21 protein-coding genes are annotated in these 26,846 nt (G+C 72.4%); 3 read left to right on the top strand and 18 right to left on the bottom strand.

Annotated elements, in window-relative coordinates; translation table 11 throughout:
* Window positions 1–193: 193 nt before the first annotated feature.
* The 7 genes from ACF08F_RS18230 to ACF08F_RS18200 all read right to left on the bottom strand — a co-directional run bounded on the left by ACF08F_RS18230 (window position 194) and on the right by ACF08F_RS18200 (window position 8,684).
* Complete coding sequence (locus tag ACF08F_RS18230; RefSeq protein ID WP_392299498.1) at window positions 194–715, bottom strand: Pycsar system effector family protein; 522 nt, start codon at window positions 713–715, stop codon at window positions 194–196.
* A complete protein-coding gene (locus ACF08F_RS18225) occupies window positions 712–1,914 on the bottom strand; it encodes a PE-PGRS family protein (protein WP_392299497.1) in 1,203 nt (400 codons plus the stop codon). The genes ACF08F_RS18230 and ACF08F_RS18225 overlap by 4 nt, the downstream gene beginning before the upstream one ends.
* A gap of 61 nt (window positions 1,915–1,975) precedes the next feature.
* Window positions 1,976–4,345: a hypothetical protein gene (locus tag ACF08F_RS18220; RefSeq protein WP_392299496.1), complete on the bottom strand. Its 2,370-nt coding sequence runs from the start codon at window positions 4,343–4,345 to the stop codon at window positions 1,976–1,978.
* Window positions 4,342–5,286, bottom strand: a complete 945-nt coding sequence (locus ACF08F_RS18215; RefSeq protein ID WP_392299495.1) for a hypothetical protein — start codon at window positions 5,284–5,286, stop codon at window positions 4,342–4,344. The genes ACF08F_RS18220 and ACF08F_RS18215 overlap by 4 nt, the downstream gene beginning before the upstream one ends.
* Window positions 5,287–5,439: 153 nt before the next feature.
* Window positions 5,440–6,126: a Crp/Fnr family transcriptional regulator gene (locus ACF08F_RS18210; RefSeq protein WP_392299494.1), complete on the bottom strand. Its 687-nt coding sequence runs from the start codon at window positions 6,124–6,126 to the stop codon at window positions 5,440–5,442.
* A gap of 85 nt (window positions 6,127–6,211) precedes the next feature.
* Complete coding sequence (locus ACF08F_RS18205; RefSeq protein WP_392299493.1) at window positions 6,212–6,940, bottom strand: LuxR C-terminal-related transcriptional regulator; 729 nt, start codon at window positions 6,938–6,940, stop codon at window positions 6,212–6,214.
* A gap of 31 nt (window positions 6,941–6,971) precedes the next feature.
* Window positions 6,972–8,684, bottom strand: coding sequence for an amidohydrolase (locus ACF08F_RS18200; RefSeq protein WP_392299492.1), 1,713 nt, complete (start codon window positions 8,682–8,684; stop codon window positions 6,972–6,974).
* Between the two features lie 375 nt (window positions 8,685–9,059).
* Here ACF08F_RS18200 and ACF08F_RS18195 point away from each other — a divergent pair, with 375 nt between their 5' ends.
* Window positions 9,060–9,653, top strand: a complete 594-nt coding sequence (locus ACF08F_RS18195; protein WP_392299491.1) for a hypothetical protein — start codon at window positions 9,060–9,062, stop codon at window positions 9,651–9,653.
* A gap of 34 nt (window positions 9,654–9,687) precedes the next feature.
* Here ACF08F_RS18195 and pntB read toward each other — a convergent pair whose 3' ends face one another.
* The 6 genes from pntB to ACF08F_RS18165 form a co-directional block, all read right to left on the bottom strand.
* Complete coding sequence (gene pntB, locus ACF08F_RS18190) at window positions 9,688–11,106, bottom strand: Re/Si-specific NAD(P)(+) transhydrogenase subunit beta (protein ID WP_392299490.1); 1,419 nt, start codon at window positions 11,104–11,106, stop codon at window positions 9,688–9,690.
* Between the two features lies 1 nt (window position 11,107).
* Window positions 11,108–12,661, bottom strand: a complete 1,554-nt coding sequence (locus ACF08F_RS18185; RefSeq protein WP_392299541.1) for a Re/Si-specific NAD(P)(+) transhydrogenase subunit alpha — start codon at window positions 12,659–12,661, stop codon at window positions 11,108–11,110.
* 201 nt (window positions 12,662–12,862) lie between these two features.
* Window positions 12,863–13,435 (bottom strand): TetR/AcrR family transcriptional regulator, encoded by a 573-nt coding sequence (locus ACF08F_RS18180; RefSeq protein WP_392299489.1) that lies wholly within the window; start codon window positions 13,433–13,435, stop codon window positions 12,863–12,865.
* 289 nt (window positions 13,436–13,724) lie between these two features.
* The gene (locus ACF08F_RS18175) at window positions 13,725–14,165 is read right to left on the bottom strand and encodes a subtilase-type protease inhibitor (protein WP_392299488.1); all 441 of its coding nucleotides are present in this window, start codon (window positions 14,163–14,165) and stop codon (window positions 13,725–13,727) included.
* A 343-nt stretch (window positions 14,166–14,508) separates the two neighbouring features.
* A complete protein-coding gene (locus ACF08F_RS18170) occupies window positions 14,509–16,014 on the bottom strand; it encodes a DUF4246 domain-containing protein (RefSeq protein ID WP_392299487.1) in 1,506 nt (501 codons plus the stop codon).
* A gap of 134 nt (window positions 16,015–16,148) precedes the next feature.
* Window positions 16,149–16,427 (bottom strand): hypothetical protein, encoded by a 279-nt coding sequence (locus ACF08F_RS18165; RefSeq protein ID WP_392299486.1) that lies wholly within the window; start codon window positions 16,425–16,427, stop codon window positions 16,149–16,151.
* A 383-nt stretch (window positions 16,428–16,810) separates the two neighbouring features.
* On the opposite strand from ACF08F_RS18165, the gene ACF08F_RS18160 reads away from it, so the two are divergent.
* Window positions 16,811–16,981 (top strand): hypothetical protein, encoded by a 171-nt coding sequence (locus ACF08F_RS18160; RefSeq protein ID WP_392299485.1) that lies wholly within the window; start codon window positions 16,811–16,813, stop codon window positions 16,979–16,981.
* A 73-nt stretch (window positions 16,982–17,054) separates the two neighbouring features.
* On the opposite strand, the gene ACF08F_RS18155 is transcribed toward ACF08F_RS18160, so the two are convergent.
* The 5 genes from ACF08F_RS18155 to ACF08F_RS18135 form a co-directional block, all read right to left on the bottom strand.
* Window positions 17,055–19,583 carry a discoidin domain-containing protein gene (locus ACF08F_RS18155; RefSeq protein ID WP_392299484.1) on the bottom strand — a complete coding sequence of 843 codons (2,529 nt, stop codon included), beginning with the start codon at window positions 19,581–19,583 and terminating at the stop codon, window positions 17,055–17,057.
* A 166-nt stretch (window positions 19,584–19,749) separates the two neighbouring features.
* On the bottom strand, window positions 19,750–21,489 hold the full coding sequence (locus ACF08F_RS18150; protein ID WP_392299483.1) for a serine protease: 1,740 nt from the start codon (window positions 21,487–21,489) through the stop codon (window positions 19,750–19,752).
* 145 nt (window positions 21,490–21,634) lie between these two features.
* Window positions 21,635–22,894: an acyltransferase gene (locus ACF08F_RS18145; RefSeq protein WP_392299482.1), complete on the bottom strand. Its 1,260-nt coding sequence runs from the start codon at window positions 22,892–22,894 to the stop codon at window positions 21,635–21,637.
* A 2-nt stretch (window positions 22,895–22,896) separates the two neighbouring features.
* On the bottom strand, window positions 22,897–24,972 hold the full coding sequence (locus tag ACF08F_RS18140; protein ID WP_392299540.1) for a bifunctional polysaccharide deacetylase/glycosyltransferase family 2 protein: 2,076 nt from the start codon (window positions 24,970–24,972) through the stop codon (window positions 22,897–22,899).
* Between the two features lie 239 nt (window positions 24,973–25,211).
* Window positions 25,212–25,502, bottom strand: a complete 291-nt coding sequence (locus ACF08F_RS18135; protein ID WP_392299481.1) for a hypothetical protein — start codon at window positions 25,500–25,502, stop codon at window positions 25,212–25,214.
* A 291-nt stretch (window positions 25,503–25,793) separates the two neighbouring features.
* On the opposite strand from ACF08F_RS18135, the gene ACF08F_RS18130 reads away from it, so the two are divergent.
* Entirely contained in the window at window positions 25,794–26,744 is a 951-nt protein-coding gene (locus tag ACF08F_RS18130) for a glycoside hydrolase family 16 protein (protein WP_392299480.1), read from the top strand.
* Window positions 26,745–26,846 lie beyond the last annotated feature (102 nt).

The following is a 26,846-nucleotide window of genomic DNA, read 5'->3' as shown; positions in this document are numbered from 1 at the left end:
ACGGCACGGGCTCGCCCGGATAGGCGGGCGCAGCCGCCTCCCCCGGGGACACCGGAGGCGCGGGCTCGCCCGGGTAGGGCCGGGGCGGGAGTTCGTCCCCCGGGTGGCGCGGAGGTGGGACGTCCTCGTGGTCGGGCATGGCGATGGGTCTCCTGACGGTTGTGCGTGACGGAGGGGCGACGGCTTCGCCGTCTCAGCCGGCGAGCAGCGCGCCGGGGAGCAGGACCAGGGCCACCGTGAACCCGGCGATGCCCACCCTCAGCCACTCGTACTTGATCGAGACGATCCGGCTGTTCTCCATGAGCGAGGCGATGACGGCGGCCCTCGGCGCGCGGTCGGTCTCCCGCAGCGCCTCCTCCAGGACCTCCTGTCCCTGACGGGCCGCGCCGCGGATGTCCGCGAAGTGGGTGAGGGGGTCGCCGGGCTGCCAGCCGGCCGTCCGGTAGCGGGGGACGACGGCCATGAGCAGCGCCGTGAGCGAGACGAGGAAGCACACGGCTCCGGCCCACCACAGCACCTGGCCGAGGCCCGAGAGGTCGGTGGGGTGCCAGCCGCGCGCGGCGAGCACGCCGACGAGCGCGGCGGCTGCCATGCCCTGCGCCGCCACCAGGATGGAGCCCTTGGTGTCGGCGCGGACGGCCTCCTGCCGGAGTTCGCCGAGGAGGCGTTCGGCCGCGCCGAGCGACAGGTTCCGGGCCTGCGGCTCCGTGCTCATCGCGGCGGCTGCGGGGCCGTGTGGTAGCCGAAGACGGGACCGTCCTCCGGCGGGGGCGGGGCGGCCGACGCGGTCCCGGCCGCCCCCGGCGCCCGGTCCTCCACCGCGAGGGGCTCCGCCCCCTCGACCGCCGCCGCGTCGACCGCGGGCTGCGGCTGCACCGGTCCCGGGGAAAGCTTCGCCCCCAGGACCTCCTTGATGACGTTGGCCGCGAGCCGCCGGGGCTCGTCCATCTGGTGCTCCTCCAGGCCGCCCGGGCCGCCGCCGAGGGCCTGGATGGCGACCGTCAGCTGGTTCTTCATCGCCAGGAGCTGGTCCTGGCGCAGGTTCTCCATGACGAGCCGGGCGTCCTCGGGGTGCCGGGCGAGCTGGAAGGCCATGGCGGCGGGGCCGCCGCGCTCCAGGTAGTAGGCGTAGTACTCGATCTTCTTGGCCTCGATCTCCTGGAGTTCGAGCTCCTGCCGCCCCCGGGCGAGACTGCGCTCGTGGTCGAGCTCCTGCTGCTGGGAGTCGATGCGGTGCTGCTGCCGGCCCTGGACCAGCGCGCGCTCCGCGGCGAGTTCGTCCTCCCGCATGAGCAGGGCGTGCTGCGGTTCGAGCCTCTCCCGGGCGAACGCGATCTCGCGCATCTGGCGTTCCTGTTCGAGGGCCGCCTCGTCCCGCCGGATCTGGAGCCCGCAGCGGACGTCGAGTCCGGCGCGTGCGCCGAGCGGCCCGGCGGCCTCGACCGCCTTGCGGGCGTGGGCCTCGGCGCCCGCGCTGTCCTCCATGTCGAAGCCCCGGAGCACGGGCCGGACCACGTCCTCGACGAGACGCTGCACCATGGCGGGGACGTTGCGCTCCCCGCTCGCCACGAAGGCGGCCGGGTCGACGACCTGCCAGGTGCAGCTCAGGGACACCTCGAAGAGGAAGGCGTCACGCCGACTGGGTACGGCGAGGACGGTGGCGGCCTCGTGCCGGCCCATGTCGACCTCGTACACGCTGGTCCAGCGCTTGGTGGCCAGTTCCGTGCGGCTCGGCCGGCTCGGCGGCAGATAGGTGTCGCGGCTGCCCTGGGCCGTGGTGAACACGAGGGCGTGGTCGATGCGCGTGGCACGCAGCGGCTTGAAGCGGGACAGCTCCTGGATCGTGACCACCGGGTCGACGAGTGCGGTGTGGCGGTTCGCTTCCTGCTGCCACTGGGGCGGCTGGCTCATCATGGTGAGTGGGCTCCTTGGGACCGTTCTGGCGGCGTGTGGGTTCGGGGGCTGACGCCGGGGGTTACGCGGGGGACGGGCGCCGGGCGTGGGTGTCGGCGTGCGGTGGGGCGGACACCAGGACGAGGGCGCGTAGCCGGAGGGCCGCGGAGGGCGGGGCGGAGTGGCCCTCGCTCCGCAGGTTCTCCAGGAGGTAGACGAGGCGCTTGTGGTCCTCGGTGGAGACCGCGAGCAGGGGCAGCAGCTCGGCGAGCGCGGTCTCGGCCCCGCGGTCGTCCTCGGCGGCGCGGACCCATTGCCGCAGGGTGTTGAGTCCGGAGGCGGAGCACACGGGGTCGTTCAGGACGCCGCGCCACAGGGCGGCGAGGGCGTGCCGCAGGACCGCTCCGTCCGTCCCGGGTGCCGGGTCGGCCCGCGCGAACAGGTCGAGCATCAGGGCGCGTCCCGTACCGACGGGTCCGTCGGTGGGTCCGCCGGCGTGGACCGTGGCACGCAGCGTGAAGTCCCTGGTGGTGCCGCGCAGGAGCGGCGGGAGCGCGCCCCACAGGCGGGCGACGGCGTCCCAGTCCTCGCGTGCCGCCGCCTCCTGTCCCGCCGCGAGCAGCAGCGCCGCGGCCGACTGGGCGAGGTCGTCGCGTTCGTCGGCCCAGCCCTGGGCCGGTCCGCCCCGGGCCTCCAGGCCTCGTACGGCCTCGGTGAGTGCGGCGAGCGCGTCCTCGGGGAAGGCGTCGCCGACCAGGGCGTAGCCGCGCACGGCCGTCCAGCGGAGCCGGTGGTCGGGGGCGACGCACCACTCCGCGAGGATGCGGGAGACGTGCGGGGCGCCCAGGTGGTGGGCGAGGGCCAGGGCGTTGGCGGCAGCGAGCCGGGCTCGCAGGCGGCGGTCCGCGGCCCAGGAGCGGATGAGGAGGGCCATCGCGGAGGGCAGGTCGGCCGCGGCCATGACGGCGGCGGTGGCGGCGGCGCGGGTGCGGACGACGGGCCGGGGGTCGTCGGCGAGGCGGCGCAGCCATGCGACGAGCGCGGGCCGGGAGGAGGGGTGGCCGGTCCAGACCTCGCGCAGCAGGGTGATGGCGGTGAGCCGGTCCCTGAACTGCACCTTCGTCTGGAGCACCGGGCCCCACTCGGTCTCCTCCGGCTCCTGGTAGCGGTCGGCGAGCGCCTGTTCGACGCGTTGGGCGCTGGAGGTGCCGAAGACGGGGATGCGGGCCGGTTCCCCGGGGTTCTCGATGCGCTGGAGGAGGGCGAAGAGGACGTCGCTCAGCTCGGCGGTGAGGGGGTACGGGGCCTCGTCGAAGGTGGCGAGGGCGATGAGGAAGGCCTTGTCGTGCAGGCTGTGGTCCGCGCTGTCGAACCACTCCCTGACCTGGCGTTCGGCGGCGTAGTGGCCGAAGGCGCCGAGCTCGGCCAGGGACACGGTGCCGCGTGCGTGGCCGGCGACGCGTTCGGCGAAGCGGGCCGTGTCGGCGACGGGTCGGTGGTGGGCGAGGACGGCCCGTACCTCGGCGAGGGCGAGGAGTTCGTCGACGCTCCGCCCCGCCAGGTCCTTGTGCCGGAGGTGCCCGGCGAGCAGGGCCGCGGGCCGGGGCGGCTCCCAGGGGACGGGGCTCACGCTCCCGTGGACGACGGGGTGGGGTCCGACGACCACGACGAGGTGGCTGCCGGTGGCGTGGAGCCGCTCGCTGAGGGCGCGGATGTGGTGTTCGCGCAGGGGGCGTTCGGCGGTGGTGGCGAAGTCGGCGACGAGGTGTCCGCAGCCTTCGCGGAGCTCTCCGGCGAGCCGGCCCGGCGGGAGCGCCGGGTCGAGGGCCCGGTAGGAGCGGGAGCCGGCGGCGCGGAGCAGCATGAGGGCGGCGGCGCGGCGGCCGGTGGTGGCGGGTCCGGAGAGGATGGCGACGCGGTGTTCGCGGAGTGCGGCGAGGGCGCGGGCGAAGGGGCCGCCGGGCTGCCACGGTTCGCGGGGTAAGTCCCCGTCGCGCCCCGCGTCGGCCGGGGCGGGCCGGCCGCCCTCCTGTCCGGGGCCCGTCTCCTCGTCGTCCGTGGGGTGGACGAAGTTCCGGGCGAGCTCCTCGACTTCGGAGCCGGGGATCTCTCCCGAGCGCTCCTCGGTGTCGCCCCCGAGGTGGTACTCCACCTTGCTGCCGCCGAGGATGACGTCGCCGGTGACCTGGCCGCCGCTCACACCGTGCTGGTCGCCGCCGACGAGGGAGCCGCCGACGCGGGCGGAGTGGCCGAGCATGATGCCGGGGCTGTGCCGGTAGAGGTCGCGGCGGGAGTCCCAGGCGTATTCGGTCTCGTTCTCGTCGCCCGCCGGGTCCTCGGCGGCGGTGGCCGCGTCGCCCGTCCCTTCCGGGGTGTGCGGGTCCACCGCGGCCCGTTCCTGGTACAGGCCCTGGCCGTCGGGGCCGTCCCGGTGCTCCTGGGGTGTCGTCACGGCCGGCTCCCTTCGGTGGGGCCGTCCGCGGCCCGGGTGCCGCCGAGGACGACGTCGCCGGTGACCTGGCCGCCGCTCACGCCGTTCTGGTCGCCGCCGACGAGGGAGCCGTGGATGACGGGTGCCCCGCCGTGGAAGTGGAAGACGGCCCCGGTGGAAGGCTGTTGCGGTGCGGGGGCGGGAGCCGCGGTGGCGGCGGGCGCGGAGGCCGCGGTGGTCCCGGTGGCCTCGTCCGTCCCCGTCGTCTCTGCGGTCCCGGCGGGCGCGGAGGCCGCGGTGGTCCCGGTGGCCTCGTCCGTCCCCGTCGTCTCTGCTGTCCCCGCGGTCCCGGCGGCCTCGGGCGTCCGGTCCGGAGACGCGGCGCCCTGGTGGATCCAGGCCGGCAGCACGCCGTCCTTGACGGTGACGTCCGCCCGCCGGAAGTGTTCCGGCCGTACCCCTCGGTGGCCGTGCCGGACCACGCCCTCGTAGACCGGTGCGCTCACCGCGAGGACGCAGTGCTCGTCCCCGCGTTCGGCGAGGGCGGACCGCAGGACGTCCGCGTCGAGGAGCCGGCAGGCCTGGTTGAGGTCGTGGCCGACGAGTCCGCCGGTCGTCCCGGCGTGCGGGTCGTGGGCGACCTCGCCGGCGGCGAGGACGATCCTCATCCGCATCTGCGCGCTCTCGGAGGCCAACAGATTGTGCTCGTGCAGGAGTTCGGGAGTCGTGGTCAGCAGCGACCGCAGGATCGCGGTCTTCGCCACGTCGCCGCTGAGGAGGGCGATCAGGCCGTCGCCCCGGTCCTCGCGGTACTGCTGGTTGGCCTCGACGCCGGCGGCTTCGAGCGTCTGGTCCACGATCTTGTTGAAGGTGCGCCGCAGGACGGCCTGCACGACGTCGTCACGACGGCTGAACCGCTCGACGTCGATCAGCAGGATGGTCCGGTTGACAGGCTCGCGCATGGCCGCCTTCCGTTGGTTGCACGGCCCGCTCGGGGCCTTCTGGACATCAAGAAGATCTCAGGGGAGGGGGGTGGGAGGCGACGGAAACCAGCACACTCGGAATGTGACCGTGTGCACAGAACGGGTCCGGCGCCGGCCGCCCGACGGCCCCTGTCAGCCGCTGCCCGCACGGGCCATCTGCCGGAGTACGTCAGGTCGTACGACGACGATCCCGCGCCGCCCGGTCCGGACGATGCCCCGCTCCCGCAACTGCTTGAGCAGGCGTGCCACGGCCTCGCGCGAGGCGCCGACCGAGCCCGCGAGCTCGCTCTGGGTGAGCCCTGCGGTGAGCTGGACGCCGTCCTCCGACTCCTCGCCGTGGGTACGGATCAGTTCGAGGAGGAGCAGGGCGAGCCGCTCCTGTACGGCGAGCGAGGCGAACTGCACGCGCCGCCGGTCGCTGTCGCGCGTGCGGTCGGCGGTGAGGGCCAGCAACTTCCGTGCGATGGAGGGGCGTTCGTCGAGGAGGGCGCCGAACCGCTCGGCGTCGACGGCGAGCGCCTCGACGGGTTCGAGCGCGATGACGGTGGCTCCGCGCGGGCGCCCGCTGAGGAGGGCCTGTTCGCCGACGATGTCGCCGGGGCCCCGGAGCGCGAGGAGCGCCTCGTACCCGTTGGGCGCGGCCGAGGTCACCTTGGCCCAGCCCGAGAGGATGACGAGGACGTGGGTCGAGGGCTCGTGCTCGCGGAGCAGCACCTGCCGGGCGGGAAAGGAGAGGTGGCCGCCGCCGCGGAAGAGCGCGTGCCGGTCCTCGGTGTCCAGGCGCGCCACGAAGGGGACTTGGTCCTCGAACTGGGTCAACTGTCTCTCCCGGCTGCCTCTTCGGGTCGCACACGACCGGACGATCAGCCGGGAGGCTAGCGCATTCACGCTCGCGCGGACGTGGTCAGTCCGTGGGTTCGATGCCCCAGGCGGCGGCCCGGGCGGCGGCGGCCGCGCGGTTGGGGAGGTCGAGCTTGGCGAGGATGTGCTCGATGTGGGTGCCCACGGTGCGCGGGGTGATGTACAGCCTTTCGGCGATCTCCCGGTTGGTGCGGCCGGCGGTCAGCTCGGCGAGCACCTGGAGTTCCCGGGGGGAGAGTCCGCCCGGCCGCGGACGGTCGCGGGCGTCGACGGCCGCGGCGAGGGACTCCGTGAGCAGGGTGACCACGGCGCGCGCCGGTCCGGGGGCGCGCCGTGGTCCGCGGGTGCTGACGTTGAGCATGCCGACGTACCGGCCGTCGGGGGCGAAGAGGCACTGGGCCACGCCGTCCTCGATCCCGAGGGGGCTCAGCACCTCACGGAAGCCCGGCGAGGCGTCGAGGAGTCGCCGGGGCACGTCCCTGAGCCAGAGCCCGCCCCTGTCCGTGCCGCGGAGCACGGGGAACATCGGGTCGCGGTGGAGGCGGGTCTCGATGTACGCCGTGGCCTCGTCCGGGTAGCTCCCGGCCAGGGTGGTGTGGCGGCGGCGCAGGGGGTCCCACCGGGTGAGGGAGGCGTGGTCGTACTCCATCACCTCGGAGAGGGCCGCCAGGACCGTGTCGACGCCGGTCGTGCCGCCGGCGGCGCTCCTGGCGGCCTCGCGGACGTGGACGGCCGCGTCCAGGATGTCCGCCGTGCTCCGTTCTTCCGCCATCCCTCCAGGATGATCATCTGCCTGGAAGACGTCAATCGCGCAGGGTGTCGTGCACGACACGTCCGTCGACGACGGTGAGGACGACGGGCATGTCCGGGATGTCGTGCGGGTCGGCGGTGAGCAGGTCCCCGTCGAGCACGCAGAGGTCGGCGGCCTTGCCCGGCTCCAGGGAGCCCTTCCAGTCGTCGGCGAAGTCCTGCCAGGCCGCGTCGATGGTGTACGTGCGGATCGCCTCGGCCAGGCCGATGCGCTGCTCGGGTCCGCTGACCCGGCCGGTGGCCTTCGACTCGCGCAGCATCATGGTGGCGATTCCCTGGCGCCAGTCCGGGTGGGTGACGGGTGCGTCGGAGCCGCTCGCGACCCGTACGCCGGCGTCGAGGGCGTCGCGGTAGGGCCAGGCGTACGCGGCGCGTCCGGCGCCGACGAACTCCTCCTCCATGTCGGCGACGGTCCACTTGATGGTGGGGTTCATGTTGACGCCGAGGTCGTGCGCGGCGAGCACCTTCATGCTGTGCGCGGTGAGGAAGTCGCCGTGGATGACGTAGTGGCGGGCGTCGGGCCGCGGGTGCTCGGCCAGGGCGGCGGCGAAGGCGTCCGCGACGGTGTCGCCGGCCCGGTCGCCGGTGACGTGGACGCCGAGCTGGTACCCGGCGGCGTGGGCATACCGGATCATGGCGCCGATCTCGGCGATCCGGTCGTCGTCGGTCTCGCCGCCCACGCAGAGGGAGCCGCAGCCGCCACCGACGTACGGCTCGTGCATCCAGGCGGTCCTGTTGGGGACGATGCCGTCGCCGAAGATCTTGACGCCGTGGATGGCGAGGAGGCGCGGATCGGCGGCGCGGGAGGCTTCGGCGGCGCCGAGGGCGTCGAGGCCGCGCGCGAACTCCTCCGCGGTGCTCGCCATGCCGGTCGGGAGGAGCAGGACGCCGACGCGGGCGGTCAGTTCGCCGTCGGCGAGCAGCCGGCGGTAGACGTCGAGGGTCTCCCCGCCGAGCGCGCCCCGCATGATGCCGTCGCCGCCGGGGCCGAGACCGGGCTCGGTGTAGCTGGTCACGCCGAGCCGGGCGAGCGTGGCGAGGGTCGACCTGATCGCGTCGGTCCGCTCCTGGCGGCTGAGGGGCGGCAGCGCGTTCTGGACGAGGGCCTGGGCGCCCTCGTGGAGGAGCCCGGTCGGCTCCCCCGCCTCGTCCACGACGACGGCACCGCCGGGCGGCGCGACGGTGTCGCGGTCGATCCCGAGGAGCTCCAGGGCCTTGGAGTTGACCCAGGTGGCGTGGCCGGAGAAGGAGTAGAGGACGACGGGGTGGTCCGGGCTCACGGCGTCGAGGTCGTGCGCGGAGGGCTGCCGCGAGGGGTCGGCGGCGCACTCGTCGAGATAGCCGGTGTCCCAGCCGTGCCCGGTGATCCACTGCCCGTCCGGGGTCCGTCCGACGGCTTCCCGTACGACCTCGGCGACGTCCGTGAGGGAGGACACGGCGGGGTGGGCGACGTCGAGGGAGAGCGGCGGGCTCGCCGTGCCGAAGGCGCAGCCGTGCAGGTGGGAGTCGTTGATCCCGGGGAGCAGCGTCGCCCCGCGCAGCTCGACGACGCGGGTGGCGGGCCCGATGAAGTCAGTGACGTCGTCCCGTCCGCCGACGGCGGCGATGGTGCCGCCCGTCACCGCCAGGGCCGAGGCGACGGAGAAGTCCGCGTCGACCGTGACGACTCGTCCACCGACGAACACCAGATCCGCATACGTGTCCACAGAAGGTCCTTTCCACACCGGGCGCGCCGGGGGGCCGCCCGAAACGATCTCCCGAGGACTATGTCCGCGACCCGGCGACCGGCACATCGGTCGTCTCACCGATACGGCGGCGACGGACCACACGCAGGCCACTCACGGACCACGCACGCCCCGCCGTCCGGAGCTGATCTCCGTCGTCGGCGACTGCCCGGCCGCCCAGCTCCCGGACCAGGCCCGGTGACGGGCCCCGGCGGTCCCCGCCCACCGCGCCACCGCAGGGCCCCGGCCGCGCTCGCCTGGCGTGGCTGTGCGTCCTCGCCGCCCTCGCCTCCTGCACCACGGGCGGGCCTGAAGCAGCACGGCCGTCAGACGGAGGGCCCGCTGTCGACGAGCACGATGCGCTCCCCCGTCGTCGGCCTGGAGCCCGAGGTGGCGCAGCGGCTGCGCCGGACGGCCCCCGACGGGCAGCTGTCGTGGGCGGACCTGGCCGACGCCGCCGCGGCCGGCACGCTCACGTACGCGATGGCGGACCCGCGCAGCTCGCACAGCGGGCTGTCCGCGCTGGTGGGCGCGGCGACCGCCGCCGCGGCCACCGGCGGAGTCCTGCGCCCCGAGGACGTGTCCTGCGACCGGCTGCGCGGCTTCGTCGCCGGACACGCGCCGGCCGTGGACTCCTCCGGCGGGCTCGCCTCCGCGTACGCGCGCGGAACCGTGCGACTGCGCGACGTGGGGGACTTCGTCCTGATCCGGGGCCGGTTCCGTACGACCGGGGAGGACTCGGCGGACGGGCCGTCCACCGTCTTCCTCGCACCGTACGGGGACCCGGCCGACCCCTCCCACGGCCCCCGCGTCCGTGTCACCTGCGCCACGGAGGGGCTGCGAGCGCAGGTCCCCCAGGGCACCTTCTCCGCGCGCTGCCTGGACAGGGTCCAGGAGTGGAACGCGGCGGAAGGGGTCCTGGAGGTCCAGGCGATGGCGATCTTCCGCTGAGCCGGTCGAGCCGGGACCACCGGCCCGACCGGGTTCAGAGTGCTCCGACGATGTCCTCGACGCGGGCCTTGGCGTCGCCGAAGAGCATGGAGGTGTTGTCCTTGAAGAACAGCGGGTTCTGGACGCCCGCGTAGCCGGAGGCCATCGAGCGTTTGAAGACGATGACCTTGCCGGCCTCCCAGACGGTGAGGACGGGCATGCCGGCGAGGGGGCTGGAGGGGTCCTCGGCGCCGGCGGGGTTGACGGTGTCGTTGGCGCCGATGACGAGGACGACGTCGGTGGCGGCGAAGTCGTCGTTGATCTCGTCCATCTCCAGCACGATGTCGTACGGGACCTTGGCCTCGGCGAGGAGGACGTTCATGTGGCCGGGCAGGCGGCCGGCGACCGGGTGGATGCCGAACCGTACGTCGACGCCCTTCGCGCGGAGTTTCGAGGTGAGTTCGGCGACCGGGTACTGGGCCTGGGCGACGGCCATGCCGTAGCCGGGGGTGATGACCACCGAGCGGGCGGAGCCGAGCAGTTCGGCGGCGCTCTCGGCGGTGATCTCGGTGTGTTCGCCGTAGTCGACGTCGGAGCCGGTGGGGGCCTCGATGCCGAAGCCGCCGGCGATGACGGAGAGGAAGGAGCGGTTCATCGCCTTGCACATGATGTAGCTCAGGTAGGCGCCGGAGGAGCCGACCAGGGCGCCGGTGATGATCAGCAGGTCGTTGCCGAGGAGGAAGCCGGAGGCGGCCGCGGCCCAGCCGGAGTAACTGTTGAGCATGGAGACGACGACCGGCATGTCGCCGCCGCCGATGGAGGCGACGAGATGCCAGCCGAGCGCGAGCGCGAGGACGGTCACGGTGATCAGCAGCCACAGCTCCGGCGTGATCACGAACCATGCGGTCAGAGCACCGAAGAGGGCGAGCGAGCCGAGGTTCAGGGCGTTCTTGCCCGGCAGCATCAGCGGCTTGGAGCTGATCTTCGCCGAGAGCTTCAGGTAGGCGACGATGGAGCCGGTGAACGTCACCGCGCCGATGAACAGGCCGATGAACACCTCGGCGTGGTGGATTCCCAGGGTGCCGAGCGCGTCCAGGGCCCGGGCCTCGTGGCCGTCCGGGTGGTGCTCGACCTCCAGGAACCCGTTCCAGCTGACCAGCACGGCCGCCAGACCGACGAAGGAGTGCAGCAGCGCGATCAGCTCCGGCATCCCGGTCATCTCCACGCCACGCGCCCGCTGGAGGCCGATCAGCGCACCGACCAGCATCGCCAGACCCATCAGGGCCAGGCCCGCGGTGCTGACGTCGCCGTCGAGTGCGAGCACGACCGTCGCGACGAGCGCGACACCCATGCCCAGCATGCCGAACGCGTTCCCGAGCCGGGCCGTCTCGTGCTTGGAGAGTCCTGCCAGCGCCAGGATGAACAGCAGCGCGGCAACAAGGTAGGCCGCCTGAGCGGCGATGGTCGCAGACATGTCAGCTCCGGTTGAACATCGCGAGCATGCGTCGCGTCACCGCGAAGCCGCCGAAGACATTGATACTTGCCAGCAGGATCGCCACGACCGACAACACCGTGACCGCCGTGCTTCCGTGTCCGATCTGCAGCAGCGCACCGACGACGATGATCCCGGAGATCGCGTTCGTCACCGACATCAGCGGCGTGTGCAGCGCATGGTGCACATGACCGATCACGTAGTAGCCGATCACGATCGCCAGGACGAAGACCGTCAGATGCGGCAGCAGCGCCGCGGGCGCGAACCCGGCGGCCAGGAACAGCACCAGAGCGGCGAGGGCAACGCCGCCGAACTTCTGCTTCATGGTCATCGGCGGCTTCTTCGGCGCCGCCTCCCGCACGACGGCCGCCGGGGCCGTGGGGGCGGGGGCCGCCGAGACCTGCACCGGAGGAGGCGGCCAGGCCGACTCACCCTTGCGCACGACGGTGATCGAGCGCTGCACCGGGTCGTCCCAGTCAAGGACCAGTCGGGCGTCCTTGTCCGGGGTCATCAGCTTCAGCAGGTTCACCAGGTTCGTGCCGTACATCTGCGAGGCCTGCGCGGGCAGCCGGCCCGCGAGGTCGGTGTAGCCGATGATCGTCACACCGTTCTCGGTGACGGTCTTCTCGCCCTTCACGGTGCCCACGACGTTGCCGCCGTTCGCGGCCGCCATGTCGACGATCACCGAGCCCGGCTTCATGCTCGCCACCATCTCCGCGGTGATCAGCGTGGGCGCGGGGCGGCCCGGGATCAGGGCGGTGGTGATGACGATGTCGGCCTCACGGCACTGCGCGGCGTACAGCTCCACCTCGCGGGCCTTGTAGTCCTCGCCCATCTCCTTGGCGTAGCCGGTCTTGGAGACCTCGACCTCGGCGGACTCGATCGACAGATACTCGCCACCCAGCGAGCGGACCTGATCGGCCACCTCCGGCCGCGGGTCGGTCGCCCGCACGATCGCACCCAGCGAGCCCGCCGCGCCGATCGCCGCCAGACCGGCGACACCGGCGCCCGCGACGAGGACCTTCGCCGGCGGCACCTTGCCCGCCGCCGTCACCTGACCGGTGAAGAACCGCCCGAACTCGTGCGCCGCCTCCACCACCGCCCGGTAACCGGCGATGTTCGCCATCGACGACAGGACGTCCATCGACTGCGCACGGCTGATACGCGGCACGGCGTCCATCGACAGCGCGGTGAACGGCCGCCGGCCCAGCGCCTCGACCATCTCGGGGTCGAAGGCCGGCGCGAACAACGCGATCACCGTCGCCTCCGGCCGCACCCGGTCCAGCTGGGACGGGTCCGGGGCGTTCACCCCGAGCACCACGTCCTCCGCCGCCGCATCACCGATGAGCGCACCGGCGGCCTCATAGGCACCGTCGGTGAAACCGGCCGCGACACCTGCGCCCGGGTCGACGACCACGTCGTACCCCAGTTTGCGGATCTGTTCGACCGTGGCCGGCGTTGCCGAGACACGACTCTCACCTGCCCGCGCTTCCTTGAGGACTCCGACATTCACGAGTGTTCTCCGTTCGCTGCTCATGCCGACGACGGGTTGCGACGACCTCGACTCCGATTCGGGTTCCGGCCCCGAACAGAATCGGGCCGCCCCCACCTGAACCGGAAGCCTGCCAGTCGTGATCAATGCCACACCACACCACCGCACCCTCGTGGACGGCGACCCGACGGGCGGCTGCGTCCGGATAACGGAGTGGTACGGCGACGGGCACTTCGCCCGCGTCGGTCACCGGGCCCGGAGCGGCTTCGGAGCGTACGTGGTGAGGTACGCGGTCATCAGGCGCCGCGCCTCTTCGACGGTGGCCTCGTCGCCGGTCCGCGACCGCTGGAAGGCGACGGCGAAGATCCGGTCGGCGGCCTCGTAGGCGACCTCGACGGCGAGCCGGGGCGTGTCGGCGGCGATCAGCTGCCGTTCCAGGAGGCAGCGCCAGAACCGCCCGGCCTGCGCCTGGCCCCAGGCCTCTTCGAGCTCCACGACCATCGGGCTGCGGCCCGGGGCGTGCCACAGCTCCACCACGCTCGGGTGCGCACGGCAGTAGGCGAGCTGCGGGTCGATCAGTGCGTCGACGGCCTCGCGCAGGGTGCCGATCCCGGGGTCGTCGGCCGCGGCAGCGACGATCTCGTCGATCTCCTGGCCGTGGCGGCGCAGGAGCGCGGCGTCCACCTCGTTGCGGTCGGCGAAGTAGTGGTAGACCGACGGGGTGGGGATGCCGGCCCGCTTGCCGATGGCGCCGAGGGTCGAGGCCTCGTACCCCTCCTCGGCGAGGATCTGCTCGGCGGCGTCGAGGATCGCCCGCACACGCAGCACTCCCCGGCGTTGCACGGGCGCCGGACGCGACGCCGACCGTGCTGCCACGGGACTCTCGACCATGAGTCGAGAATATCAGTCAGGGCACGTGGGCTCGTTGAGGATTGCCCGGCGCGGGGCGCCTCCGGCGCGATCCTTTCGGCGAGCCCGCCGCGGGCCCGGAACTTCCGCGCCCCGTATCGGGGCGCGGAAGTTCGGGTCGGTGGCGGCCGGCCGCCGCCGGGTCACGCGCCGAACGTGGTCCGACGCGTCAACCCCGGCTTCATGACGGCGAGTTCTGTCAGAACCCGAAGACGGCGCCGCCCGCCGTACGGGCGCGCAGTTCGCACGGGTTGCCGTAGGTCGCCGACCAGGCCACGCGCCGGCCCTGCCAGACGCCGTCACCGGTGATCGAGACCGGGTTCCACTCGCGCGTACAGGGGCGCCCCTCGCGTAAGTCCGTCAGGCTCGTGAAGTCGCCTTCCGCGGCGGCCAGTTCCGTGCAGGCCTCCTCCGGCGCGGGGTGCGTGCCGGACGCGGTGGGGGCGCAGGTCAGGGTGACCGCGCGGAGGACGGTGCCGGACGACGGGTCCGAGCCCTCGCCGACGGTCAGCACGAGCGCCGACGGCGCGTAGAGGCTCTCGGGCGCCGCGGCGGCGGTGCCGGTGAAGGCCGAGCCGACGAGCGCGAGGCCGGTCGCGGTGGCGAACGCTGTGGCACCGAGGGTACGGAAGTAACGCACGGGGGTGTCCCTTCGCGGGTGACGGGGGTGATGCGAGCCGATCGGCTGCGCACCGGAGTCTCGTCGATGCGGAGGGTGATCGCACACGTGGTCGCAACGTTCCGGCCGTGTGTCCCGACAGCCCCCTACCGACTGGTCGTTCGGCCAGTTGGGGGGCGGTGTCGTGGCGCTCCGCAGGGCTCCCGGAGGCCGGGCGCCACGGGAGGTCCAAGCTCGAACGATCCGCTGACCTGCGCCGCTACGGAAAAATGTTCGAGATTGGACCGCCCGTACCCGTCCGTGATCGTCCGGAACCCGGGGCCCGGCGCCCGCTCAGGACGGAAGAAGTACCTGCACCCGGCACTCAGTGTTCACAGAGGGAGAACTCCCGCTCGTAGAGCTGTTCGTTGTGCTCGTCGACGAAGAACTTGCGTTCCCGCATGAGCTGTTCGCGGAAGTCCTCGGCCTGAGCGAGCGTCATGGTCGAGGTGCCGGACCAGGGTTGCTGCGGCGGCACGTCGGACGTCGAGACGATCGTCTCCGACGGGTCGACCAGGAAGAACGCGAGGATCTTCCGGTGTCCCGGGCGGGCGGGGTCCGCGAGGCGGAACGGGCCGACGCGGTGCTGCAGGACGTTCGGGAACGCCAGGCAGCGCCCCGCCGGCGTCGAGGCCGATCCCAGCACCTGGTTGAGCGCGTCCTCGTCCTCCAGGCCGTAGACCTCGCGCAGACCGTCGTCGTCGTTCTGCTCGTAGTCCGGATCGTCGAGTGCCGCCCGGAAGCTCAGCGTGCTCTCGGTGATGTTCTCGCTGTCCCAGTAGTAGATGCCGGTCGAGACGATCCGCTCGTTCAGCATCCCCTCGACGTGCCAGGAACCGCCCGCGTACTCCGGCTTCTCCGGGGTGAGATGGATGGTGGCGAGCTTGACGATGACCTGGAGGCGCCGGCCGCGCAGATCGATCCGGGAGGCGTCGGGCACCTCGGGCGCCGTGAACTCCGGGGCGTCCGGGACGACCGGCCGACGGTTCTCCGACCACTCGTCGTAGGCCTCTCCCCACTCGTGGACGGCCTCCCCGTAGGCCCCGGCGTCGCTGTAGGAGGTCTTCTTCGGATACTCGGGCTTCGAGTCGTACCAGCCGTAGGGATCGGCCTCGATCCGCAGGGGCCGCGGATGGCGCAGATCGGTGAGCACGTTCTCCAGGAGCGGGCGCATGCTCGCGAACAGGTCCGGCAGGACGGCGGCCAGTTCGTGGTGCTTCTCGGGGTGGACGTTGTTCACGTACGACCGGAAGGCGACGTCGCCGTCGTCGTCCACGTCGACGTCCGTCGGCAGCCACTGGAACTTCTCCGAGAACTCGTACTTCGAGTAGCGGTCCGTCGGGTTCTGCCAGGCCCGCTCGGGTCCGCCGCTCGCCTCCCGCACCAGACAGAACAGCGAGGGGTGCACGAGGTCCAGCACCTGTCCGTCGGACCCGGGATGCCAGTCCCGCTCCTCCTCGGGGACCTCTTCCAGGACCCGGACGGCCTCGCGCAGCCGGGCCGCGAGCTTGTCGTCGACCAGCGCGTCCGACTGCCACACGCCGTCGACGGCGGACACCTCGACACCGGTCCGCCCGTCCCGGAGCGCCGCGTAGTGCGCGAGTTCGGCGAGGACGTACCGCACCTGCGCCTCGGTGAGGCCCTGGTCGACGGCTTCACGTGTCCACCTGGCGACGATGTCGGCATCGTTCATCTTCTCGAACCACTGCGGCTTGGCCCGGATGTGCGCGCTGCACTGCATGATCTGCAGCTCCCGCAGCGTCCGGGGGGTCGCGAACGCGATGGCTCGTGCGGTGTGGAAGGGCAGTGGGAAAGCAGACAGGCCGGTCAAGTCTCGTGGTCCCTACAGTCGGTGTTCGGTGGCCGGAAGACTATCCGGGCGCACTGACAGCGCCGGGGTTCCACTTTCCGGCTCCACCGGCTTCCGGCTCTGCCTGCTCTACCTTGTCTACCTTCTCTACCCGCCTACCGCTTCACGCGACTGCGGACCGCGAGCACCGTGAGACCGATCAGGGCGGGTTCGAGGATGCGGGAGGTCATCTCGATGTAGGTCCCGGCGGTGGTCAGGTCCTGACCGGACGACCGGAAGACGACGGAGTTGATGACCACCCTCAGGGCCTTCTCGAACCGTTCGTCCGACAGGCGCCGGACGTACGGGCCTTCCGGATTGACAGGATCCGCCTTGTCCGTGGTCAGGGTGAGGGTCACGACTCCGCGGTCCGCCCGGCTCGGCCTGTCGGCCATGGCCTGCACCACCCACTTCCCGGGGCCGGCCTCCAGTTCCGCCCGGAACAGGTCCGACCCGGTCGCGCTGAAGACGACCGGCTGTCTGGCCCCCGACCGCGTGGCCGGTCAGGAGCCGGGCGGCCTGCGCGAGGCCCCGCTGGGGCGTTCCCAGCGTGACCAGGGCGCGGGCGGTCTCGCGCCCGCCCTCGCACTCCAGGTAGGTGCGCCCGATCAGCCCGCCCGTGGAGTGGCAGACGAGCAGGACCTTCGGGTCGTCCGGGCGGTCGGGGTAGTACCGGTCGGCCTGTTCTCGCCACCGGGCGAGTTCCCGCTGGACCCGGGGCGTCGCCGACGAGTGGGAGCACGACCGCTTCGAGTTCGTCCCCGCCGACCCCGTCTCCGTGCTCGGCTTCATCGCCGACCAGCCGGAGGACCGCTGGTCCCCCTGTGCGCCGGCCCTCTTCTACCTCGCCCTGGTACGCGGCGCCGTGCGCCGCGAGGGCGGCGACCCCGCCGCACGCTTCCTGGTCGAACGGGCCGAACAGGAGGTCATCGAGGCCCGGAACCTCTGACCGCCCTTCCCGCGTGACGGTCCCGCCCCCGGCAGGTGCTGCATGCCGGGGGGCGGGAGTCGGTGTCGTGCCGTCAGGAGACGGTGAGGAAGCGGGCGGTGCTCGGAACGCCTTGGGCGTCGAGGGCGAAGAGCATGTACGTGCCCGGGAGGACCACGCCCTTGTCGGCCGGGACGGACACCTTGTACGTGCCGGTCCCCGCGGCGGTGGAGGTCAGCGGGACGCGCCGCTGGTCGTTGTCCGTGGAGTGGGTGGCGGCCGCGGCCCGCATCAGGACGAAGGAGGCCACCGGCCGCGAGGTGGTGACGGTGAGCGAGGTGCCGGCCGCGACCCGGGGCGGTACGCCCCCGGTGATGGCGGGACGCGGCTTGGGCGAGCCGTCCGTGTTGAGCAGGTACGGCGGGGTGAAGACGGCGCCGTCCGCGTGGTTGGTGGCGCAGTCGCCGCACAGGCCGCCGCCGCCGGAGAAGATCCGCCCGTCCGGCAGCAGGTTCGCCACGCTGTGGTAGTTGCGCGGGACGGCCATGCTGGCGAGCGGGGTGAAGCGTCCGGTCGCCGGGTCCCACAGCTCGGGGGTCAGCACGGACGTGGCGTCGCTGAACGGCACGGGGTACGACTGCCCGCCGAACACGGCGACCTTGCCGTCGGGCAGGACGACGCTGTTGCCGAAGGCGCGGGCGTTGGCCATGTCACCCGTGCGTGCGGACCTGACCTGGCCGCCGTCGATGCTCACGGTGTACGCGCGCCGGGTCGCGGGCGACTTCTCGTACGCGGGTGAACCGCCCAGGGTGAGCAGTTTGCCGATGTCGTACGCGACGGCGTTTCCGGTCATGGCGTCCTGGCTGTCGGCGCGGGTGCCGGCGGAGGTGATGCTCCCGGTCCCGGCGGTGGTGATCCAGTTCATCTGCTTGCTCGGGCCCAGCTGGAGCACCTTGCCGCCCGAGGTGGCGTACAGCCACATGTGGTTGTCGGCGCGGTAGGCGCCGGCCGGGTCGGCCGTCAGGGCCGGGGCGGCGGGGACTCCGGTGAGCTTGCGCCAGGTGCGGGTGTCCGGGGACCAGACCTCGCCGGCCTTGTCGCCCGTGGCTCCGCTCCAGGAGCCGCCGAGGACGAAGGCCTCGCCGGTGGAGAGCAGGGTCATGGACTGGTAGCCGCGGGCAATGTTCATGTCGGTGGTCGCGGACCAGTCGTCGGTGACCGGGTCGTAGATGCTCGCCTTCTCCGCGTTGCTGCCGCCGGTGACGAGGACCCGTCCGTCGGCGAGCATCGCTATGCCCGGGCAGAACATGTCGTGGCGGGTGTTGTCGATGCGGCGCTGGGTGACCTTGCCCGTCTTCAGGTCCAGGATCGCGGTCTGGGTGTAGCCGTTGCTGCCGCCGAAGCGGTCGACCCCGTACGCCGACCAGGCCAGGAGTTTGTCGCCCGGCAGGACGGCGGTGGCCACCGGGACCAGGGGGAAGCCGGTGATCCGGCCCCAGGAGCCGTGGGCGGCCGGTTTGGCCGGTCCCCTCAGGCGGATCTCGGCGGCGGAGGTCCAGGGCCCGCGGTTGCCGGCCTCGCGGGTCACCGTCAGGCGTACGTAGCGGGCCTTGGCGGGACGGGTGAAGGTCGCTGTCTTGACGGTGTCGTCGTCGCGCCAGGTGCCCGTGGCGACCGGTGCGCCGAAGTGGGTCCCGTCCGTGCTGACGGTGACGGTGTACGCGCCCGCACGCCCGTTGGCGACGTCCCTGCGGGGCTGGTAGACCAGTGCGGAGACGGCCGCCCTGCGGTGCATGTCGATGGTGACGCTGTGCGGCGGCGGAGCCGCGGTCCCGGACCACCTGCTGTGCCAGATGGTGGCGGCGTCGCCGTCGAGGACGTTGGATGCCCGGCCGTTCTCCCGCACCGTCTCCTCGTCGCTCGCCGTGGCCGTCCAGCCGGTACGGGGCAGGTCGACGGTGGCCGCCGGGGTTCCGGGGTCGCCGAGGAGGTCGAGCTCCGCGGCGGAGCTCCACGGGCCGCGGTTGCCGGCCTCGGTGACGGCGGTGAGCCGGACGAAGCGCGCACCCTGCGGGGCGAATCCGAGGGTCTTGGCTGCGGCGTCGTCCGCGAGGGTGCCCGTGGCGACCGGACTGCCCCAGTTCCGGCCGTCGGTGCTCACGCTGATGCTGTACTCCCCGACGCGCCCGTTGCCCGCTGCGGCGCGGGGCCGGTAGACGAGCGCCGAGACCACCACCGTGCGCTGCATGTCGATCGTGATGCTGTGCGGCAGCGGAGCCGCGGTCCCGGACCACCTGCTGTGCCAGATCGTCGCGGCGTCGCCGTCGAGGACGTTGGATGCCCGGCCGTTCTCCTGGACGGTCTCCTCGTCGCTCGCCGTGGCCGTCCAGCCGGTACGGTCGAGCACGGGAGCCGACGGCTCCATGGCGTTCGCCGGAGCCACGCTGTGGTGCGGGGACGACTGCGCGGTCTGCTGGTCGGATGCCGGCGGCGGCGTCGGGCCGCGGCCGGCCGTCCCCGGGCTCGCCACTCCGAGCCAGGGGGTGAACCCGACGAGCAGCGAGCCGAGGGCGAAGGCGACGAGCAGAGGGAAGCGCCGGGCGCGGATGCGTCTGGACTTCAAGCGGACCTCCTGGGCGAACCGTGAACCGCTACGGATCCCTCGAAGGTAGGCCAGAACACATCAACTCGACGGAAGAACGATGGAGTTGGCGTGAAGCAGCACGGCCGTCCGGCACGCGCCGCGCGACGGCCCGCCGGAACGAGCCGGTGCGTGCCTGCGGACCGGGTCAGGTCGACGGTGCCGACGTCCGGGCATCGCGCGCCCCGGTGGCGGCGCGCGTGACGTACGCGTCGACATGGGTCTGGGTGAGGGTGTTGCCGTGCGCGTCCGTCAGTTCCGCGCGCAGCGACACCGCCTGGCCGGGTGCCGGCGTCGTCAGCGTGATCCGTCCGCCGGTCAGCGCCGCCCGCGTCCAGGTGGAGCCGCGGTCCGTCGACACGGACACGGTCAGCGACCGGACCCCCGACCGCAGGGCCTCGCCCTGCACCGTCACCGGCACGCGGCTCGTGGTGTGCGCCGGGGCGGTGCCGTCGAGCGCGAGGTCGGGGCCGAAGCGTACGGCGCTCAGCGGGAGGTCGGTGGCGGTGGCCGTCGCCGCGGAGGTGAAGGTCCACGTCGCCGTGACGTGCCCGCGCGGCCGTGTCGCGCTCGCCGTCAGCCGGTAGGCGGCCCGTCCCGCCGGCACCGTGAACGAGGCGTGCCCCGGCTTCTCGCCGCGGCGGGTCGCGACGAGCTTGCCGTTGCGGTGCAGCGTGACGGTCGACGCGGTGAAGAGGGGCGAGGACGGCGTGTGGCCGTCGCCGTCGGCGAGCAGCGGCACCGCCAGGTCCAGGGTGTCGCCGGTGCGCTGCGCGACGGGCCGGGCGCCGGGCGAGGAGTCCAGGGCCGGGCCGAAGACCGGGGTGTCGAAGGTGTGCACCGTGGTGGAGCCGGGCGTGAACGAGCGGCCGAGGACGAAGTAGTTGTTGGCCGGCCCCTCCTGTTCCGGCTGCGCTCCGTACACGAGGTCCCAGGCGCCGCGTTCGGGCGTGAGGAGGAACGTCCCGGTGCCCCCCGACGGCACCGGCAGCCCCAGCGCCGGCGAGGGGCCGGCCGACGGCGTGAAGTCGACGAGGGCCGTTCCCCCGCCGGACGCGGGCACCCCCGCGCGCACCACGAGCGTCGCCAGGTCGCCGGGCGCCGGGTGCCGGACCAGACCGGTCAGCGCCCGCTCGCCGCGGAAGACGTAACCGAGGGCGCAGACGCCGCCCGGCCGGCTCCAGTACGAGTCCACCCAGGTCCGTACGGCCCCGCGCTCGGCGGCCGGCCCCAGGTGCGCGATCCGCAGGTCCAGCGACATCGTCATCAGGTGCGCGAGGCCGGTGACCCCCTCGTAGGTCACCTCGGCGAACACCCCGCCCTGCTCGAACCTGGCGTCGGCGACCGGCGGCCGGATGTCCACCGGGCGCGCGACCCGGGCGTCGAGCACGAGGGTCATGTCGCGGTCGACGTCGAGCCGGGGCTGCACGAGCCAGTCGTTCCCCCAGTTCCCGTCCCCCACCGGCCGGGTGGCGATGGAGGCGTCGAGCAGGTAGCGCCCGGCGGGCACCTGGACGGTGACGGTGCCGGGCGATTCCTTCAGCTCCCGGCCGCTGCCCGCGTCGGGCCCGGACAGCGCGGTCAGCAGGGTGCGGTAGTCGGTGGTCGGCGCGCCGTCGCGGCCCAGGTGGACGAGGGTCAGCGCGTACGTGCCGGAGACGCCGGGCGTCCGCCGGCCGGCGGGCGCGGCGTGGGCCGCGACGGCCGGGAGGCAGACCGCGGCGGTACCCGCGGCGGTCGCGACGCCGAGCCCGCGCAGGACGGACCGGCGCGTCGCCGCCCGGGCGGGGCCGAACGGGACGGAAGGGCCGGACGGGACCGACGAGCCGGACGGGCTCGACAGGGCAGACGGGGCAGACGAGGGCGAGTGCTTCGAGTTGACGTTCATGATCTGCACTGGACCGGCCCGCCCTCGCGTTCCCGTGAGCCGCGTCACATCGACGCGACGCACGGGAACGGGCAGCGTACGACGGCTACGGCCACGGCCACGGCCACGGCCACGGCGATACGAAGCTCCGCCGCGAGCCCCCGCGTCAGGCGCCGGCCCGGCGCCTGCCCCGTACACGGCGCGGGTACGGGAAGAGCCGCGGGGAGCGCTTCGCGGCCACGTCCTCGACCCACCCGAAGGTCAGCACCAGCAGTCCGGTCAGGGGGATCGCCACCAGCAGCGGGAACCACTGGCTCATCAGCAGCCACTGGAAGTGCTCGTAGAAGAAGCCGACGGACCAGAGCGGGTCGATCAGCGGGATGGCGGTCACCAGGGCGACCTGGTGCCAGAGGTAGACGCTGACCGCGCGTGAGTTGAGCAGGCTGATCAGGCCGTTCCAGCGTTCCAGCGGCCGGGGCCACTGCTCCCAGGAGGGACTGACGTGGAGCAGGAGGGCGACGAAGCCGAAGGACCACAGGGCCTGGGCGATCGGCCAGCTCTCGATGTCGGTGTGCACGGTCGGATCGACCGGCCGGGTCTGGAGGTACCACCAGCCGGCCACCATGATCAGCGGCGCGACGGACGGCACGACGTACTGCGGGATCTTCCTGAGAAGGCCCTCCTGGTGGGCCATGCCGAGGATCCAGCAGGAGCCGAACATGGCGAAGTCGCTGAGGTTCTCCCAGACCCGGCCGTAGAGGAACTCCTGGTCGATGAAGAACACGTTCATCACGACCGTCACCGCGAGCGGCACGGACAGCGTCACCACCGGCATCCGCCGCAGCGCCCACAGCAGCAACGGGGAGAGCAGGACGTACCAGAGGTACGCGCGGAGGTACCAGAGCGGGACGACGACCTGCACCGCCCAGCCCTGCCCCACGAGGTGGTCGAAGCCGTTCAGCGATTCGGCGTACGGCGGAGTGCTCAGCGGCACGAGCCAGAAGAGCAGCTTGCCCCACCACCAGTTGGGATGCCCCTCGGCGTCGGGCCCCCAGCCGTCGACGATCTCCAGGGTGAGGATGACCGCGCCGAACAGCCACATCGGCGGCAGCAGTCGGCGCATACGCCCCCGGATGACGCCCAGGGCGGGACGGCTGAGCGAGCGTGCCATCAGGACCCCGGCCAGCGCGAACATCACGCCCATCGACGGGAAGACGACGGGCAGCCAGAACCAGCCGAAGTTGTGGTAGATCACCACGCGGACCAGCGCCAGTGCGCGCAGCAGGTCGAAGTAGCGGTCCCGGGCGCCCTTGCGCGGGGCCGGTGTCGCCGGCTCCGGCTCCGGCTGGGGCTCCCGTCGCAGAGCGGCGGGGATTCTCAGCCGGAGGGTGTCCTGGGCTCCCCCGAACTCGAAGGATGCGGTCATGGTCAGGCCTCCACCGGTGCGGCGACCTCGCCGGTGCGCCGGAGCTTCTGCCAGCGCAGTCGGCCACCGGTCACCGCCGTGATCGTGGACTGCAGCAGGACGATGTACATCAGCTGCCGGTAGACCAGCTGCTGGATCGGCAGGCTGATCAGGTGCAGCGGCTTCTCGCCGTCGAGCCGGAAGGCGTACCAGGACAGCACGGCCTGGAGCAGGATGAAGCCGCCCCAGCTGGCGAGGGTGATCGGGGCGTCCGCGAACAGCACCCCGTACAGCAGGAACAGGTCGACCAGCGGCGCGAGCAGCGGGGCGACCACGCCGAACATCACGACGAGGGGCAGCCCGAGGCGGCCGAAGCGTCCGGCCGGGCCGCGGGAGGTCACGGCGCGGCGGTGCTTCCACATCGCCTGCATGGAGCCGTAGCTCCAGCGGTACCGCTGGGACCAGAGCTGCTGGAGGCTGGCGGGTGCCTCGGTCCAGGCGCGGGCGCGCTCGGCGTAGACGATCCGCCAGCCGTCGCAGAGCACCGCCATGGTGATGTCGGTGTCCTCGGCGAGGGTGTCGTCGCTCATCCCGCCGACCCGCCGCAGGGCCTCCTTGCGGAAGGCGCCGACCGCGCCGGGGATGGTCGGGATGACGTTGAGCATGTCGTACATCCGGCGGTCCAGGTTGTGGCCGAGGACGTACTCGATGTGCTGCCAGGCGCCGATGAGGCTCTCGCGGTTGCCGACCTTGGCGTTGCCCGCGACCGCGCCGATCGTCGCGTCGCCGAACGGCTGGACCAGCTCGCGCACGGTGGACGGCTCGAAGACGGTGTCCCCGTCCATCATCACGACGATGTCGTGCGACGCGGCCGCGATACCGGTGTTGAGCGCGGTGGACTTGCCGCCGTTGGCCTGGCGGATCAGCCGGACGAACGGCATGGCCATCGCCTCGACGATGTCCGCCGTGCCGTCCGTGGAGCCGTCGTCGATGACGATGACCTCGATCGGATAGTCACTGGCGGCGAGCGAGTTGAGGGTGTTCGCGATGCACTCGCGTTCGTTGTAGGCCGGGACGAGGACGGTGACCGGCTCGGTGACGGGTGGTCCCCACGCGTCCCGCCGCCGGGAGCGGCGGGCGTGGAGCGGTGCGAGGACGAGCATCAGCGCGAAGCGGCCGAAGTTGAGGAAGCCGACGACCGCGAGCAGCGCGACCAGGACCGGCAGGGTGAGGACGGCGGCCTGGGTGGCCCAGATGAAGCACTTGCCCGCCCACAGCTGGTAGCCGTGCACCGGCACGGTGGCGTTGCTGGCGCCGAGCGCCTCGGAGACGGTGGCGAAGCGGTACCCCTCGCCCTTCAGCTTCACGATGATCTGCTCGAGCGCGGCAAGGGTCTCGGTACGGTCGCCACCCGCGTCGTGCAGCAGGATCAGCTCGCCCGCGCCGGGCTTGCGCGGCATCGCCGCCTCGACGATCGCGTCGACGCCGGGACGCTTCCAGTCGTGGGTGTCCCGGTCGATGAAGGCGGTGAGGTAGCCGTGGGAGCCCACGTACTTGATCACCGGGTAGTTCCAGTCGTCGAGCGCCGAGGCGTCGGAGGAGTACGGCGGGCGGAACAGCGCGCTGTGGACGCCCGCGACGCCGGCCAGCGCCAGCTGCGTCTGCGCCAGCTCCCAGCTGATCCGGGCTTCGGACTGGTACACCAGATCGGGGTGGGTGAAGCTGTGCACGCCGATCTCGTGGCCGCCCGCGACGATCTGCCGGATCAGCTCCGGGTGGCGCGTGGTCATCGCGCCGGTCACGAAGAAGTCCGCGCGGACGTCGTGGGCCGCGAGCACGTCCAGGATCTTCGGGGTCCACTCCGGCGAGGGGCCGTCGTCGAAGCTCAGCACCGCGGTGCGGTCGGGGATCCGATAACTCACGGGGCGCTCGTTCTTGTCGCCGCGCGCGTCGATGATCGGGCCGCCCTTGAGCAGGTTCTTCGGCACGGTCGTCTTGTCGACCGAGGTCGCGATCCGGGTGTCGTGGAAGGCCTCGTTGGTGGCGAGGCCGCGGAGGACGAGGAGCGCGAGCAAGCAGGCCAGCAGGGACAGCGGCATGAAGAAGCGCAGCGGCGGCGCAGCCAGTCGGCGTGGTCTCAGCAGGGACTGCCGACGACGCTGGTGGCGGGACAAGGGCGCTCCTGGAGATGGGTGGTGCGGACGATCAGGCACGCTCGGCCGGCCGGCAGGCGTTGCTCAGGGCGGCACGACGGCCGCGATATGTCATGCAATGTCGCGATGTTCGGTGTGATGACCGAACTTTCGGGGTGAGATGCCGCGGGCCGCGCCCTCCAGGGTCAGGAGGGCAACACGGGCCCCCTGGCGGGCAGGTACGCGGGCTTCGGCGGTATCTCCATCGCCGGGGCGTCCGACTGCATGCCGATCAGGCTGCTGCCCATGGCGGCCGCCAGGATCGCGCCGACCACGGAGACCGGCCAGCCGAAGCGCCGCAGCAGACGGCTGCGCAGACCCGACTGGTCGACGAACACCGGTGTCGGAGCAGGCTCCCAGTGGTGCGATTCGGCCACGCCGGGCTGTGCCGAGTGGACCGGTCCGCGCCCGGAGGGTGTGGCGACTTGGCGCATCATTTGTGGCCTTTTTGTGCAGGGTGTGGAGACCGCTGAAGCGTAGAGCGGACGGTAGCGCATGACCTGAATCGATTGGTGTGTGATGTGTGTATTTGGCACAGTCCGATCGAGCGTCGTAACCGGATCGGTATGTCAACGGGCACCTCGCGACCCTGGGATGACCAGGTCGCGAACACAGGGTGGGATGGCTTGAATCCTTCGCTAGGATGACCGCTCGATTCATGCCGTCGGCGATGGATCCGCATGCAACGGGCGTGTCCAGTCACCGCCTCTACGCCCCAAGGAGCCTGTGTGAGCCAGCCCCGCCGCACCTCTCGTCGCCGAGCGTGGACCGCGCTCACGCTGCCCGCGCTCCTGTGCGTGCTCGCCGCGTGTTCCGCCGACCCCTCGACCGACGGGGGCGCCGACGCCGCCAAGCCCGCGCAGGACGTCTCGCCGACGCCCACCGGACCGCCGGGAACCCTGTTCGACGACTTCGACTACACCGGCGCCGACGACCCTTCCCTCGCCGCGAACGGCTGGGGGATCCGTACCGGCGGGGGCGGCCCCGGGATCAAGGACACCTGGAGCGCCGACGGCGCCGCCTTCCCCTCCGACCCGACGGCCGAGGGGGGCAAGGTCCTGCGGCTGCGCTCCTCCACCGACGGCACGGAGCAGGGCACCACGCAGGTCGAGGTCCACACCACGAGCCGGAACTTCTTCACGGGAACCTTCGCCGCCCGGGTCCACCTCGGCGACAAGCCCACGAGCGGACGCGACGGCGACCACGTCGTCCAGGCCTTCTTCCCGATCTCCTCGTCGGACTCCTCGGAGAACTACAGCGAACTCGACTTCGAGTACCTGCCGAACGGCGGCTGGGGTTCGGTGGGTCCGCAGCTCGACAACGTCAGCTGGTACAAGGCCGACCCGCCGGACCGGGTGCACAACACCGTCAAGCGGCGCCTCCAGGGCTGGCACACCATGATGATCACCGCGATGGACGGAAAGGTCACCTACTCCCTGGACGGCAAGGAGCTGTTCACCAGCTCCGGCAAGTACGTCCCGCGCGAGCAGATGGACATCCACTTCAGCAACTGGCTCATCGACCTCCCCTTCACCGGCGGCCCGCGCACCTGGGACATGAAAGTCGACTGGGTCTACTACAAGGCCGACGAGGCCGTCTCCCCGGCGGACGTCCGGAAGACGGTGGACGGCTTCCACGGCGAGGGCACCGGCTACGTCAACACCGTCCCGAAGCCCTGACCCCACCCGCTGCGGCGGACTTCCCGGCAGCGGCGGGAACCCTGTGCGGTGGCCCGGATGCGTACCGTGAACGCCAGGAGCCCTGGCCGCGGGGAGGTGCTA

This window comes from Streptomyces sp. NPDC015130 (genome assembly GCF_043080005.1).
GTDB lineage: Bacteria > Actinomycetota > Actinomycetes > Streptomycetales > Streptomycetaceae > Streptomyces.
Note: the sequence above shows the minus strand (reverse complement) of the source record. Positions and strands in the feature narration are given on the sequence as shown.